This is a genomic window from Paenibacillus sp. Marseille-Q7038 (genome assembly GCF_965111595.1).
On sequence record NZ_CBCOOM010000001.1, the window covers coordinates 2,567,177 to 2,581,979 of the forward strand.

General features: G+C 41.5%; 17 protein-coding genes. 6 read left to right on the forward strand and 11 right to left on the reverse strand.

The genetic code is table 11. The features are described from left to right. Positions 1 to 1,116 (reverse strand): Gfo/Idh/MocA family protein, encoded by a 1,116-nt coding sequence (locus ACWPWY_RS12230; RefSeq protein WP_454192875.1) that lies wholly within the window; start codon positions 1,114 to 1,116, stop codon positions 1 to 3. Between the two features lie 160 nt (positions 1,117 to 1,276). Here ACWPWY_RS12230 and ACWPWY_RS12235 point away from each other — a divergent pair, with 160 nt between their 5' ends. Continuing rightward, positions 1,277 to 2,098 (forward strand): helix-turn-helix transcriptional regulator, encoded by an 822-nt coding sequence (locus ACWPWY_RS12235; RefSeq protein WP_454191940.1) that lies wholly within the window; start codon positions 1,277 to 1,279, stop codon positions 2,096 to 2,098. Here ACWPWY_RS12235 and ACWPWY_RS12240 read toward each other — a convergent pair. The 3 genes from ACWPWY_RS12240 to ACWPWY_RS12250 form a co-directional block, all read right to left on the reverse strand. Next, the gene (locus ACWPWY_RS12240) at positions 2,095 to 2,406 is read right to left on the reverse strand and encodes a hypothetical protein (protein WP_454191941.1); all 312 of its coding nucleotides are present in this window, start codon (positions 2,404 to 2,406) and stop codon (positions 2,095 to 2,097) included. The two genes, ACWPWY_RS12235 and ACWPWY_RS12240, sit on opposite strands and share 4 nt — an antisense overlap. 38 nt (positions 2,407 to 2,444) lie before the next feature. Beyond that, on the reverse strand, positions 2,445 to 3,395 hold the full coding sequence (locus tag ACWPWY_RS12245; protein ID WP_454191942.1) for a Gfo/Idh/MocA family protein: 951 nt from the start codon (positions 3,393 to 3,395) through the stop codon (positions 2,445 to 2,447). A gap of 126 nt (positions 3,396 to 3,521) precedes the next feature. Further along, a complete protein-coding gene (locus tag ACWPWY_RS12250) occupies positions 3,522 to 3,596 on the reverse strand; it encodes a tyrosine-type recombinase/integrase (RefSeq protein ID WP_374705773.1) in 75 nt (24 codons plus the stop codon). 23 nt (positions 3,597 to 3,619) lie between these two features. Between ACWPWY_RS12250 and ACWPWY_RS12255 the strand changes: the two genes are divergently transcribed. Together ACWPWY_RS12255 and msrA are read left to right on the forward strand one after the other, a co-directional pair. Beyond that, the gene (locus tag ACWPWY_RS12255; RefSeq protein WP_454192876.1) at positions 3,620 to 4,171 is read left to right on the forward strand and encodes a TVP38/TMEM64 family protein; all 552 of its coding nucleotides are present in this window, start codon (positions 3,620 to 3,622) and stop codon (positions 4,169 to 4,171) included. 95 nt (positions 4,172 to 4,266) lie between these two features. Next, positions 4,267 to 5,229 (forward strand): peptide-methionine (S)-S-oxide reductase MsrA, encoded by a 963-nt coding sequence (msrA, locus tag ACWPWY_RS12260; RefSeq protein WP_454191943.1) that lies wholly within the window; start codon positions 4,267 to 4,269, stop codon positions 5,227 to 5,229. A 57-nt stretch (positions 5,230 to 5,286) separates the two neighbouring features. On the opposite strand, the gene ACWPWY_RS12265 is transcribed toward msrA, so the two are convergent. After that, positions 5,287 to 6,084, reverse strand: coding sequence for a lipid II flippase family protein (locus ACWPWY_RS12265; RefSeq protein ID WP_454191944.1), 798 nt, complete (start codon positions 6,082 to 6,084; stop codon positions 5,287 to 5,289). Between the two features lie 144 nt (positions 6,085 to 6,228). Here ACWPWY_RS12265 and ACWPWY_RS12270 point away from each other — a divergent pair, with 144 nt between their 5' ends. After that, positions 6,229 to 6,678: a DUF2188 domain-containing protein gene (locus tag ACWPWY_RS12270; RefSeq protein WP_454191945.1), complete on the forward strand. Its 450-nt coding sequence runs from the start codon at positions 6,229 to 6,231 to the stop codon at positions 6,676 to 6,678. Here ACWPWY_RS12270 and ACWPWY_RS12275 read toward each other — a convergent pair. From ACWPWY_RS12275 to ACWPWY_RS12300, 6 genes are all read right to left on the reverse strand, one after another. After that, positions 6,675 to 7,610 carry an ROK family protein gene (locus ACWPWY_RS12275; RefSeq protein ID WP_454191946.1) on the reverse strand — a complete coding sequence of 312 codons (936 nt, stop codon included), beginning with the start codon at positions 7,608 to 7,610 and terminating at the stop codon, positions 6,675 to 6,677. The two genes, ACWPWY_RS12270 and ACWPWY_RS12275, sit on opposite strands and share 4 nt — an antisense overlap. Positions 7,611 to 7,723: 113 nt before the next feature. Continuing rightward, entirely contained in the window at positions 7,724 to 8,587 is an 864-nt protein-coding gene (locus ACWPWY_RS12280) for a DUF421 domain-containing protein (protein ID WP_454191947.1), read from the reverse strand. A gap of 184 nt (positions 8,588 to 8,771) precedes the next feature. Then, on the reverse strand, positions 8,772 to 10,187 hold the full coding sequence (gene pyk, locus ACWPWY_RS12285) for a pyruvate kinase (RefSeq protein WP_454191948.1): 1,416 nt from the start codon (positions 10,185 to 10,187) through the stop codon (positions 8,772 to 8,774). 181 nt (positions 10,188 to 10,368) lie between these two features. Then, positions 10,369 to 10,635, reverse strand: a complete 267-nt coding sequence (locus ACWPWY_RS12290; RefSeq protein WP_160033536.1) for a CD3324 family protein — start codon at positions 10,633 to 10,635, stop codon at positions 10,369 to 10,371. A gap of 759 nt (positions 10,636 to 11,394) precedes the next feature. Beyond that, positions 11,395 to 11,880 (reverse strand): hypothetical protein, encoded by a 486-nt coding sequence (locus tag ACWPWY_RS12295; protein WP_454191949.1) that lies wholly within the window; start codon positions 11,878 to 11,880, stop codon positions 11,395 to 11,397. Positions 11,881 to 12,022: 142 nt separating this feature from the next. Beyond that, positions 12,023 to 12,859, reverse strand: coding sequence for a YitT family protein (locus ACWPWY_RS12300; RefSeq protein ID WP_454191950.1), 837 nt, complete (start codon positions 12,857 to 12,859; stop codon positions 12,023 to 12,025). A gap of 658 nt (positions 12,860 to 13,517) precedes the next feature. Here ACWPWY_RS12300 and ACWPWY_RS12305 point away from each other — a divergent pair. After that, positions 13,518 to 14,555: a nucleotide-binding protein gene (locus ACWPWY_RS12305; RefSeq protein ID WP_454191951.1), complete on the forward strand. Its 1,038-nt coding sequence runs from the start codon at positions 13,518 to 13,520 to the stop codon at positions 14,553 to 14,555. Then, positions 14,552 to 14,782: a hypothetical protein gene (locus tag ACWPWY_RS12310; RefSeq protein ID WP_454191952.1), complete on the forward strand. Its 231-nt coding sequence runs from the start codon at positions 14,552 to 14,554 to the stop codon at positions 14,780 to 14,782. The genes ACWPWY_RS12305 and ACWPWY_RS12310 overlap by 4 nt, the downstream gene beginning before the upstream one ends. The last annotated feature ends 21 nt before the right edge of the window (positions 14,783 to 14,803 follow it).

A 14,803-nucleotide genomic window follows, 5' to 3' on the forward strand; every position in this document is an offset into this window, starting at 1 on the left:
CTAGGAAACGATCTCATTTACAAAACTTAATTCCATGATTTGTTGATCCACTTTAGATTCTGGCAAAGTACTTTCTAGTAGAACATGTCTTCCTTCTAAAGAAGAACGCTCAAAAGCATGCATTGCTTCAAGAACATGATAACCAAGTTGCCCGCTTGCTTCAGCAGGTGTCTGACTATGAATGGCTTCAACCATTTGATTCAGTCCTGCTCCGCGCTCATTCTGTTCACTCACAAACACAGGCTCGAGCGTCTCCCATTCCGCTGATCCATATTTTCTTAGCTTCACTTCTCCATTAAAAAAGTTGGGGTCTGGAACTTGCAGTGTGCCTTCCGTACCATGAATTTCAATCAACGGCACATTGGACCCTGCAGGAATATCGAAGCTCGCAATCATGGTTCCAATGACTCCATTCATGAAATCAAGGGTTCCTGCTAAATGCGTTGGCGTTTGTACCTGCAGCTTCTGCCCTTGTTTTGGCCCAGAACCAACAACACGATTTGGAATCTGGATTCCTGTTGAAGCACTTATTCTTCTAATTGGCCCAAGCAATTTGACAAGTGCCGTTAAATAATACGGTCCCATATCAAGCATCGGTCCTCCGCCGTAAGCGTAGAAAAATTCCGGATCCGGATGCCAAGATTCAGGTCCGCCTCCCATAAAAAATGCAGTAGCAGATACGGGGGTGCCAATCAGGCCGTTTTGAATAGCATGAATCGAAGTCTGAATACCTGAACCCATAAACGTATCCGGAGCACATCCTACATAGAGCCCCTTTTCTTCCGCAAGTTCTATTACCTTACGACCATCTTCAAGTGAAATCGCAAAAGGCTTTTCGCCATAAACATGCTTTCCTGCTTGCAGCGCCGCAATATTGGTTAAGGCATGACTGCCGGGTACCGTCAAATTTAAAATCAGTTCAATTTCGTTATTATTTAGCATTTCGTCCACCGTGTAAACGTTTTCTACACTGAATTCAGCTGCCCGCGCCTCGGCGCGTTCCAGGATCAGATCCGCTAACGCCACGACTTCAACGACAGGACTTTTCTTCAGGTTGGTAAGGTAGATACTGCTGATATTACCACACCCGATGATGCCTGCTTTCATTTTTTTTATTTCCACGAGTTGTGTCACTCCTCTGACGTAAATAGCCTTTGGAAAATATAACTCTTAAATCATGGTTCTATAGTATTCGATTTCGTTTTAAATTAAAATGAAGTATATGATAAAAACATGAACAATCTGGTCATAATTTTCATTCAAGGAGATCTCTTATATGTCAGTCGATCAAATCTGCCAGGTTCTTACAGCCGGCTTCTCTTTTCATCGTAAACCTTACTATGTATCACAGCCAGACGGAGTTAAGAATTACTTATTACGTTTGCAAACGGATGGTCGTTGCCGCGCCATCGTAAATGGTAAATTAACGTACATCGAATTAGGAGATCTTCTTTTATATCATCCTACCGAGCCGTACGAATTAAAAATCGACAATGAAGAGAATAAATTAGGAGAGGTCCTCGTAGAAAGTGGGGATTATCATATTTTTTTTAGCGGGCAGTGGGTTGATGAATGGTGGAATAAAAAAAGGCGTCCGACACTGATTAAGGTTGAATTAACGGAGAACTTACTTACTTTATTCCGTCAAATCGTACTTGAACAGCGGCGGATCGCCAATCCTTACCCGGAGATCCCAAGTTACTATATGCGAATCTTGTGTTTGGAAATTGATCGACTTCTCTCTGAACAGCCTACATCCACACAAAACGGCTATCTTGCCTTTCAGATAAAAAATTATATTGTGGAAAACGCCTCTACTCTCTTCAAACTAGAAGATGTAGCATCAAGTGTGGGGATTAGCGTGTCTAGAGCTGTTCACTTATTTAAAGAAGTTTTTGATACCAGCATTATGCAGTACACTATGGATGTTCGACTGAATATGGCCCGGGAACGCATTATTTTTAGTCCGATGCCGCTTGAACATATTGCTGAATCTTGCGGATTCAACAGCTATACTTATTTCCACCGAGTATTTCGCTCAAAATATGGCATGGCACCTAGAGAGTTCCGCACCATACACCGGGAACAACTGCTTTAATTGTTCTGTTTATTCACCTGGTTTGCAATAACCTCAGATACGACCATCGCAAGATCTTCATTGCCATATAAAGATAAGACACCGAGGAGTGTATCATTAGAAATTTCTCCTGCTTCTTCTTTAGGAACAACAAGACTCAGCACATGCTGGAGTCTCTCGTTATGTTTTTGATCAGGGTACGCTTGTTGATACAACTCCTCGGGATTTAATCCGTGGTTTACACACCACTGTGCAAATACCAGAATCATCATATCCTCATCTTGTCTGTAGCTTTCAATGATTTGTTCTTCTCTTGTTTTATGATCCATATAAAAATTCCTCCTGTATTTACTTCCATAATATAAAATTACGCTTTGCTTAGAATTTGTTCTGCCAGTTCATGACTTGCCAGTACATGTGCAGCATGCAGTTCGCACTGTTCTGGCTCTTTATCTATATGATCCAGAAAATGCTGTACTGCAAAAGTGAACCCTCTCCGATCAAGAATAGAATCCCAGCTTCCAAACGTACGAATGCTTTCACTGGAATTCGGTTCCCATCTTCTCGTAGCTTCCATCTGTTCGACCACGATCGAACGATTACGACCGTGTAGTTCCACTCTCTCAAGATCTGTTCCTGCCAAGCGGTGAGTAGATATCGATCCGAAATTATCTTTTTTCTCACCAAAACGGATATGACCATAACCTTGCAGCAGACGACCGCTTGAACTGATATGAAGACCATGCGATATCCATTCAACATCTTCACCACTAAGCCACAATAAAGTATCGATCATATGAATAAAATCATCATATACGGTTATCCGAGCAGAATCCGTACTTGGTTTACTACGGTGTTTGCTTAGAGACATATTTTCGATGCTTCCCTTTTCAGCGATCCAATCTCTCGCATCTCGATAGAGGGGCGCAAATCTACGGTTAAAACCAACAGCTAAGAGAACATTCATCGATTCCGCAAAAGCAACCATTTCTATTGACTCTTTCAAATGATAGGATAAAGGCTTGTCTACGTAAACAGCAATCCCTTGTTCAATGCAAGCCATAACAATCTCAAAATGCGATTCAGTAGAACTATGTATAAACACAGCATCCAGTTCCCAACTAAGCAGTTCTTTTATTGAAGACGTCCCTTTCGGAATCCGGTACAGATGCATTACTTCTTGAACTTTGGTAAAGGATCGATTCATCACACCTACCATTTCAACACTCGGATGAACTGATAATATAGGCAAATATACTTTCCTTGCAATATCACCTAGTCCAATGATGGCAACCTTGATTCGTTTCGAAGTACTCATCCCGTATCCCTCACTTCATCTTTATTCTTCAACTAGTGTATCAAGCAAGCAAAAAACAAGCAAAACGCATCGCAATTCAAATGAGATTATCCATTCACTCTTCGTTAGACTATAATGGAGATCATACTACCTGTAAGGAATGATTTGGTTTGAAAAAATGGCTTCTTTTTTGTTTATTGTATATTCCTTTACTCGGGGTATTGTTTATTTATCGAAATGAGATCATGGATTGGTCACAAAATAACGCTTCATATACAAATCTCACGATCCTTACCACCGTTTTTGCGATATTCCCCGTCCTGCCGTTTAAGCTCATTATCGCTTTATTAGGTTATGCATTCGGTCCTGTTATGGGAGGCATTGTAAGCTGGCTGGGTACCATGATTTCGTCCCTTATTACGTACGGCGTGTTCCGCTGGCTGCTCAGAAATACGGGCGACAGTTACTTAAAACAGATTCCGGGAGTAAAAGGACTGACGACCATGATGCAGCAACAAACCTTCAGCGCTGTGCTTCTGGCAAGAATGATTCCGATTATTCCCCAAATGGCAGTAAATGTTTATGCGGGTACGGCGGCTCTCCCTTTCTGGAGTTATATGATTGCTTCGGGACTCGGAAGATTGCCGAGCATTGCGCTATATGCATACGCGGGTAAAAATGCTGCAGAGCATCCGCTTGCTACGCTTACGATTTTTATCATTTATCTCCTGCTTCTGGTACTTGCGTTTGTATCGTACCGAATAAGGTTAAAGCAGATACAAGAGGACGCTTCATAACCAAAGATTGGTTTACAGCTCAGGTTTGGGATATAATACATCTACGCAAAACCTTTAAGTTCGATTATCTCATCAAGATTGGAGTGAATTATATTATGGAACCATTATATACAGAAAAAGCAACATTCGCTGGAGGATGTTTTTGGTGCATGGTGTCACCTTTTGAAGAACTTCCAGGCATCCTGCAAGTAAAATCAGGTTACACAGGCGGTCACACAGAAAACCCAACCTACGAGGAAGTGTGTTCGGATACAACGGGTCATGTAGAAGCTGTACAAATCACTTTTGATCCGAAAGTATTCCCTTACGAGAAATTACTGACCCTGTTCTGGCAACAAATTGATCCTACCGATGCAGGCGGTCAATTCCATGACCGCGGTACTTCTTATCAAACTGCTATTTTCTATCATACAGAAGAACAGAAAGTAAAAGCAGAAGCTTCGAAGCAAGCTCTTGAGGCTAGCGGACGTTTTGATAAACCAATCTTTACGCCCATTCTTCCGGCATCTACATTCTATGAAGCTGAAGAACATCATCAAGATTATCATAAAAAGAATCCTGCTCATTACAAGCGATATCGCAAAGGTTCAGGACGGGAAGACTTCATAGAGCAGCACTGGTCTTCCAAAAAGAAACAAGATAACCTGAGAGAACGCCTGACTCCTATTCAGTACGAAGTAACACAAAATAGTGCAACAGAACCTCCTTTCCAAAACGAGTATTGGGATCACGAGGGTGATGGCATCTACGTTGATATCGTGTCGGGTGAGCCGCTCTTCAGCTCAACAGATAAATATGATGCAGGATGCGGCTGGCCAAGCTTTACTCGTCCCTTACGCAGCTACAGCGTCAAAGAAAAAACGGATCTCAGCCATTTTATGATTCGTACAGAGGTAAGAAGCCGGGAATCAGATTCCCATCTTGGTCATGTATTTGATGATGGTCCTGGTGAGAATGGATTGCGGTACTGTATTAACTCTGCCGCGCTTCGTTTTGTACCTAAAGAAGATATGGAAAAAGAAGGATATGGCGAATATCTTTCTCTTTTTGAAAATTAATATTTAGATCTAAATAAAAGCGCACACTCCTTAAGTATGGAGTGTGCGCTTTTTGATTTATAGAAAACCGACAATCCAGCTGATCCAGAAAGCAAAAGGAATCAAGAGAAATTGGGCTACCATCGTTCCAGCAAGCCGCGAAACCAGCATGGAACCATAAATTTTATTCATATGGGCAACGGGAATTTCACCGCGTAACGTACGGTCACTTAAGAGAGCCAATTTCGGATCAATTAACATGGCAAGAAGGATGGTTGCAATCCCATTGATTAACCCAGTTGATTGCGAAGCCGTTACCGCTTGTTCGGGATTCATATAAGCAGCGTACAAAGTAGCTAGTACACCGCAAGTATAGATCGCAGTTACGATCATATTAAGCAGCATTAGTCTGCGGGGGATTCCTCCTGTCACCAGCTGTCCCAACATGGATAACCGAGGCAGACAAACATAAGACCACGCATTCTTCATTTTCGAAACATGAAATAATGACTTCATCATTGCCGGAATCGAGCCTGCCTTCTCTAAATGAACAACCATTCTAGCTGACCAGCGTACAGTCGTTGGAAAGAAAAAGATGGCGATCATCGTGCCCACCGCAGCAGCCAGAATAATGATATGTAATCCCAGTTGAATCGAACCCCCACCACTTTCTCTAGCGGAATCAATCATAGAACCGAGCAGCGGGCCTTGTGCCATATTAGACATGCGGGATAATAAGAGCAGCATACCAGATAAAGAAATCGCAATTGTTATTCTTCGCGTCCTCATTCCACCGAGCCGCAGTGCATAAGACATACTGTCTGCTGCATGAATAATCATCGTAAATAAAAAGGGTAATGCCAGTTGATAGATCATCTATGTCTACTCCTTTTCCTCACCCACTAGTTCAGAAGTCCAGTTCATTTCTCTTCTGTTTTGTTACCATTGAAAAGGGTAATTCATTACAACGCAATTTTAAGATCTTATTCTATATAAATTCTGATTAGAGGAGGAACCCATATGCCTTGGAATAAAAAAGATTACCCCCCATCCATGAAAAACCTAGAGCCCCGTGTACGCAATAAAGCCATTGAAATTGCCAATGCCCTGCTCGGCGAAGGATATGAAGAAGGACGTTCTATAGCTATTGCTACCGCACAAGCAGAAGAATGGAATGAGAATCACCCTGAGGGAGAAACGAAAAATCAAGACAAAAACGGTAAATCTGATCATTCTTCTCCAAAAAAATCAGACTCATCAGCTCACAGCGGTGAACACCGAAATATCCATGTTGTACCTCGCGAGGAAGGTTGGGCTGTGAAAAAAGAAGGGAAAGAGAAACCCGAACATATCTATGATGTGAAAGATGAGGCTGTAAAAGCGGCGAAGGAAATCGTTTCATCCAAAAACATTCGTCTCATCATCCATGACAAGCAGGGTAAGATTCAAACATCAAAAATTTACAACTAAGCCTCGCTTCTTACAATCGCAAGCTTTGCTGCACCCATGATTCCGGCTCTATTTCCAAGTGCTGCAGGAAGTATAGGCACATCCGGATGATTCGCAAAACCATCCATTGTATACTTTTGAACAAAGGTACGAATGGGTTCGAATAAAATGTCCCCCTGTTCTGTTACAGCACCGCCAATGATCACAGCAGGTGGATTAAAGTGATGGATCAGATTGGATAGGCCGACTGCAATATATTCCGTATATTGCAGTACAAGATCTTGTGCTTTTTTATTACCTGTTCTCGCTTCATCAAATATGAGTCTGGGTTGATCAGCCCAGGCTTTTTCTTGTGCTTCTGCTGTTTGTCTTTTCAAGGCAGTGACTGAAGCATATTGTTCCCAGCATCCTGCTGATCCGCATGTACATGGTATACCTTTCATTTGTATCACTTGGTGTCCATATGCTCCTGCAAATCCGCTCCTTCCTCGGTAAGGAAGTCCGTCCAAAATCAAACATCCCCCAATACCTGTCCCCAAACTTACACATAGAAAGTGATTCAGATCTTTCCCGGCACCTTGCCACAGTTCCCCTAATGCAAGCATATTGACATCATTATCCACAAAAACAGAGATCCCGACTCTCTTTTCTAATTCTGCTCGTAACGGAGTTCCTTTCCAGTCGGGCAAATTGGCTGTAGCACTTCCGATCTCTCCCTGCAAGTTAATAAACCCTGCGGTTCCTATTCCAAGAGCAAGGATATGCAGATTACTATATGACGCCTCTTGCAAACAATTTTTAGCTATCTCCTCTATTTTGTTTAATAAGGCTTCCTTGCCATTCTCCGAGTATGTAGGAATGGTGCGGTCAAGAATGAATTCACCCTTAAGTGTAACTACCCCCGCCTTTATGTTTGTTCCTCCAATATCTATACCGATGACTGCCTTTTGCATGCATGAAACCCTCCTCCAAATGTAGAAAGATCTTTTGCATTACAGTATACCTTTTTATGGCTTTTATGAGTATATTTAAAAGGAAAAGAAAAAAGCCGTTACATATCGCTATGTTACGACTTTTTCGTACTCTGATATGAGCTCATTGCATGATTCAATGTATCCAGCGCTTCTTGATACTGCAATTGATCCTTATCACTTCGCGCCAGTTTCTTGCGCATCGTTAATTCACCTTGGAACTGTGCAACAAGATCAGATATTTGAGCATTAGGCTGAGTTTTAGCAGAATTAGGTAAAGCTCTGCTCCCCGTTTGAACCGTCAATTCGCCTTTACTATCCACTTGCCCTATAAAAACATGCTTAAGGGGTAGATGTAAATCTCTTAGTTGCTTCTGAACGCAACTTTCACTAAGTCCTGTATCCTTCAGAGACTCAGGCAGAATACGTCCATCAATAATGATGGTTTTAGACTCTTTTTCTTTCATTAGTCGATAACCAAGTGCATCTGCGGTAAGGGGCTGAAATTCCTTTTTGAGCATTACATTAATTTCTCCGCTTTGCTCCATAACAGCAAATTCTACATCCGCTACTCGGAAAACATCCTTCTTACGCAGCTGTTCTAGAAATTCGTCGACTGTAAGTTTTTCTTTGCGTAAATTATCAGCAATTAGTGCACCGTTCTCTACAAGGATCGTTGATTTTCCATCAACGATATCTCGGAATTTTTTGCTTTTCATAGTGAAGTACTCGGCTCCGACGGATACCACAATCCATACTGCCAAAGCTACAAACCCCAAGTACCAAGTGCTGTCCAAGTCCAAAGAAATATATCCAACCAAGTTACCGAGTGTAATCCCTGTAATGTACTCAAAAAGAGAAAGTTGGGATATTTGGCGCTTACCCAATATTTTTGTGATTATAAAAAGCGCGGTGACCGCTAAAAGCGTTCGGAGTGCAACTTCAATCCAATTGGGCATATAACTATACCTCCTGTTTATTTCATTCCCTAACGCATCTTGATTTAAATTCCCAAGGCAGGTGAAATATTCTCACCTTAAACTTGTTTTTCAGTAAAAATAAGAAAGTAACGAAAGGTAATATTAGAAGCTACACAGCCTCTAAACCTTTCGTTACTGAGTCCTATTTATTTACCTTAGAATTCTACACTTGTACAATTTTAATTAGATTCGTTGTGCCTGAGATCCCGATAGGTACACCTGCAGAAAGAACCACGGTATCTCCAGATGAGATAAATCCTTTGGTAGCTGCATTCCGGGTAATCGATTCAAACATCTCATCCGTCGAGTTTACTTTTTCCCCAAGGTACGGGAAGACTCCAGAGAAGAGGCATATTTGAGATAGTACTTTTTCATTAGAAGTAATCGCTAAGATCGGAGCTTTGGGACGATATTTTGAAATGACTTTTGCCGTAAACCCACTTCCAGTGGAAGCAATGATCACTTTCGCATTCAATTCAAGGGAAGCACTTACGGCACTTTGACTGATCACTTCTGTAATATTGGTCGCATGTTGTTCCCGCTTTTTGAAGAAATTATCGCGGTAATCAATGAGGTACTCTGCTTTTTGGGCAACAGCTGCCATCGTCTTAACCGACTCCAGCGGGTATTTACCGGCTGCTGATTCACCTGATAACATCACAACGTCAGCACCTTGAAGCACCGCGTTTGATACATCACTTACTTCTGCCCGAGTTGGACGTGGATTTACCTGCATTGAATCCAGCATGTGAGTAGCTACAATCACCGGTTTACCTGCCAGATTACATTTCTTGATAATATCAATCTGCATCATAGGGACATCTTCAATCGGCACTTCCACACCAAGATCGCCCCGGGCAATCATCACTCCATCAGAGGCTTCAATGATTTCTTTAATATTGTCAACGCCTTCTTGGTTTTCAATCTTGGAATAAATCTGAACATGTTCCGCATGGTTCTTTTTCAGTATTGATCGAATTTCCTCCACATCGGCTGCTTTACGTACAAAAGAAGCTGCAATCATCTCAATTTTATTTTCGAGACCAAAAGCGATATGTTTTTTGTCACGCTCGGTAACCCCAGGGAGTGTCGTTTTGATGCCGGGCAGATTTACCCCTTTTCTCGGCTTCAGAACGCCCCCGTTTAGAATTTCGCAGTGTATTTCAGTACCTTCTACTTTTTTCACCTTTAAGGCTACGAGTCCATCATCAATAAGAATCGTATCTCCCGGGTTTACAACCTCGTTCATTTCAGGATAATTCACACCAATTCGGTGAACCTCTCCTAGAATTTCTTCCGTCGTCAAAATCAGTTCTTTTCCCGTTTCCAAAGTAACGAAAGCCTCTTTTAATTTACCAATCCGTATTTCCGGGCCCTTAATATCCAGCATAATGGGTACAAAAGTTCCAAGATCCTTCGCAGCTGTTCTAACCCGCTCCATACGATTCACATGCTCTTCCAGCTCTCCGTGAGCCATGTTTATCCGAGCAACGGTCATTCCTGACTGTATCATCTGTTTCAGTAAGTCGATGGAATCACAAGCGGGTCCCATTGTACATATGATTTTTGTTTTCAACATTTTACTTCTCCTCACAATGTTTTGATTATCATGCAAATTATGATCATAGGCATCCTATTCATACCAAGTATGTGTACTCCTCGAGTAAATCATGTACAATCAAACTTCCTTTTATTGTGTATGCACATAACAAAAAACCGGCAGAAAGGTAAGTAACCTTCCTGCCGGTGTATATTATTCACTACCATGTTTTCACAACAATTTTACGAATGCTTTCGCTTGAAAGATGATATTTCTGAACAAGTTCAGGTACGGTCCATCCCTTGGAATAATGAAGAGTGATTTCTGCGTTACGCTGAGCCAGCTCTTTGCGGGCTCCGCTTTTTTCACCCCATCTTGCTCGTTCTTCCGTAGCTTTAGGTATATAGATCAGATCACCTTGAATATATTTTTGAATCTCTTTTAACAGGCTAGGGGGAAGCGCTTCTCTTCCATTTTTGTACCTCACGATAAAGGTCCTCCTCGAATACGGATATTGTTGATCTCAAACTTTGTTTCCATGCGCCATATAAATTTTGCATGCTTACGCCTCCTTTCGATTAGTTGGTTTTAGAATACACTGCGAACTATGCCGCTTAAAACAAAAAAAACCTTGGATCTGTTCTGCTCCAAAGGTAGTTCATTTCGTATAAACATAGGTGTAGTGCCGCTTTGACTTGACTCAAAAGTTAAAATCCTTTGTTCAAATCGGAGTAACTCAGCTTCATTACAAATAATCATTATCTATGACACCTTGGTTTTTTCATATGAAGTTGTGGTATTTGAACGTACTGGTATGTCATCATGTCGCTTCCTCCTCTCCTTGTTTTTGATATGTAATCCAATCAATTTCCTAACTCATTAAAACGATTAATTGGTAACGAATATAGACAAACGAAACCGTTTCGATCTATATGTCGTCCTGATTAAAGCAACTAAAGGTATTATCAAATGGATTCAATCTACATTTATTATAAATATGGAGGTTCGGATATACAACCCATATTATTTTATAATTCCCTTTTTTTTCAAATCAGATGATTATAAAGAGAGGAGAGACCGTTGTCCTCCCCTCTTATCAATGCTTCTTTCGCCTAAGCGAAAGTCACCTCACGGTTTTTGATCAAATGGATCATCTCCTTTCAGAACGAATTGCGTCGGCCCGACAACCACATTATAACTCCCTTCTGCAGAGAAGAGACAGTGAAAGAAACGTTATAATTAATCTCTACCTAGATGATCTATATTGACTCAGGGTACTTAGGTTTAGCATAACTTCGTGATTTTGGTTATATGTAATTTTATAGGCAATCACACCAGGCAGTAACTTGCTCATTTCTTCTTCCGTCAGCTGACTCGTATCAAGTAGAAATTCTCCCTTTACTTGAAGATTCTCTTTTTTCTTTAAAACACGATCATATATAAGAATTTGTTTCTCTGGGTGGATTAACAGGTTAGATGCCTCGACTGACAAAATCGGTTCTACCGAATGAATCATTAGAGACTGATTGGCATGGTTCTCCACTGTCCCAGAATAAGACAAGGTCACTTCACGCTGGGGTAGACTCTGAATGGATTCTCCCACCCCTCCGACCAGGAGCATCTTATCATTCACATGATCAGCCCCTGTAACTTGTATTGTTTTAGTTAATAAGATCAGAACTCCAACGACGATTAATACTATTCCGCCTAATGTTCTCTTGTTAGATAGCATAGTACCCACAGTCCCCCACCCTTCACATTCCCAATTTCATATTATTGAAGTTACACTATCTTAATAAGCTTCCGCAACGAAAAAACGCCTGGATATCAAATCCAGACGCAATTTTCTTTTCTATTTACTTGTAGCCCTTTAACTAGGAACCTCCTGTACTTGATGGATGTACTTTTACTCCCGTTAAGCTCCGCTGGCTATTCGTAAGAATCGCCTTTGCAGGTTTGGGGGCAGACTGTACAACCTGTACGGTGGATGAAATTTTCACTTTATTTCGTATTGCTTGTTTATATGGTACGGTCGGCACTGCTTCTGTTTTGGGTTGAGACTGAATAGACCCTTGTGTAATCAAAGTAATCAATTTCCCTGATATCCATACAGCGAGTATGGTATATAAGGTCTCTTTCAGCGGCATAAAAGCAAGAGATACTACTAAAACCACTGCGTCCATCAAAAAGAATACAGTACCTATCTTAAACCGACTCCGCTGACTTATGATTACCGCTAGAATATCGTCTCCACCGGTCGCACTGCCGCTTCGAATAACGAGTCCTGCACCAATCCCCGTTAAAATACCGGAGAAAATAGCTGCAGCAAGCAAGCTTCCGTGCAGATCAATGACAAGCGGAGAATATCTCTCGCACCATTCATAAAACAAGGAGAACGATATGGCTCCTAATAATGCTTTGTACATATATTTACGTCCCATCAAATACCAAGCAATCAAAATAATCGGCAGATCGAGTAATAAAGAAGTGAGCGCAGCCGGCCATCCAGCCACATAACTTCCAAGCAAGGCAAGCCCTACGAATCCACCTTCTGATAAATGATTGACATAGTTAATATGATAAAACGCAAATGCCATCAGCATTGTTCCTAACATCATCATACCTGTGCTTTTCAAAAAAGCAGGCAGTGCAGGAACTTTATTACCATACCTCTCAGTTTCTTTCTTTGGTTGTTGCTTTATTGTCCTCATACAGATTCCCTCGCATTATTTGTAGTATGGTCGATAGACCGTACCTATGCGGGAGGTGCACTATTGAGGAATTCATCCTTCGAATTTTCATTAATAACCTCTCCTTACGCATAAGTACCGTCTTCATTCTTGGGTGACTTGTTCTACAATACGTAAGGGAAGCTAAGTATAGGAGGAATCGTTGCGTTTCCAAATCGTCCTTTGGGGCTCTGTCCTTCGGGGACTCATGGTATCCAGATCCTTTCTTGTGTAACCATATATTTTGCTCGCACGAGCAGTTCTTATACATATGATTACCCCTATTATAACATGCTTTAAACATAGAGAAAAAGTAAAAAAGTAGCTCTCCCTTATAATTTATGTGGCACATCTTGTGTTTAGGAACGGCATATTGTCAAAAATGAATGATTTTTCATTATTGTTAAACAAGTTGTCAAATTTCTCTTTCATAAGATCCAAGGTTTCACTCATATATTGATCTATGAAATTTGTAGCATATTCTCTTTATTTTAATGTTGCTTCAGACACAGGGAACTAGTACTAATGACTCGTTCTTTGCCATGTGATGTTTTTGGGTTCGTCAAAAAAGGGTAAATGGTATAATATAGAAAAAGATCTAAATTAAAACTGAATCCCGTTAAGCGAGGCGGAGCGGACTATGATGACTAAGAAGCCTAGAGCGTTCATTGGATGTTCTCTTGAAGCGAAGCCTATAGCCGCAGCGGTGCATGAAAACCTAAGATATGCGGCTGAAGTAACTCCTTGGTATACCGGTGTATTTAATCCGGGGAATTATACCATGGAGGATCTAGAGAAGGAAGTACAAAATAATGACTTCGCCATTTTTATTTTCCATCCAGATGACGTCGCGAAAATTCGTGGCAAAGTGGTAGCAACGGTACGGGACAACACATTATTCGAGATGGGTCTTTTTATGAGCAAGTTGGGTAGAAAACGCATATTCTTTATATTACCAGAGCATGTAAAGGAACTCGAAGATACAGCACAAGTGGAAGGAATGCGAATGCCCTCCGATCTACTTGGGCTCGGGTCATTACATTATGAAATTCGTTCAGATGGCAAATGGGCTCCCGCCGTGGCAGTAGCCTGTAATAAAATTACAGAAGTTATGGAAATGCTAGGCCCATGGACCGACCTTACGGTTCAAAAAGAAATTAACAAGGTCCGCCAAGAAGAAGACAATAAACGAATCCAACTGCTCAAGCTGCTTCGTTTCTTTCGCGAACTGCTGCGCTCCCGTAAGGCAGATGACCAGATGCTTCACCGAATGAGTGATACGCTGAGAACCACATTTGTCTCCCGTCCTCATTTTCTCGTCCGAGGAACTACGGTTCATCGCACGACAGAATCTGGATATCTTCAGCAAGTGGCAGGAAATGTGGGAGAGATTGGACGGAAATATTCACTGGATGTGAACGATGGGAAATCCCCGGATGATCCAAGCCGGATCCTTACCGTAGATGCTTTTAAGGAGAATAAAATCAAGGTCAACCTATATGACGATTATCTTGAGAAAGAGTATATGCTGTGCTATCCTGTAGCAAGTAATTATGTATTCACCGTGCATCTTGTGGGACATCTCGAGGCAGGTGACGAATTATTTCAGCAGATTGACCATGATAATCGCCAATTATTCAGTGCTATTCATGACCTGTTAGGAGGAGAAATGGGATGAAACCGATCAGACAAAGGCTCACAAAGAAAAGAGGAGCCCCCAAGGTGCGTCTGAGCGCTACCCCGGATTCCACCGGACCTGCACACGAAAGTGACAGCGACGACCGTTTCAAAAAACCAGAACAGCCTATAACTACGTTAGGTCCGTCACTGAAGGGCAAAGAGCGTCCGTACAAGGTCATTTTGGAAAAAGAAGCTCTCTACGACAAACCGCAATATATGGCTTAAGTATGAACCCTCTTCATACCA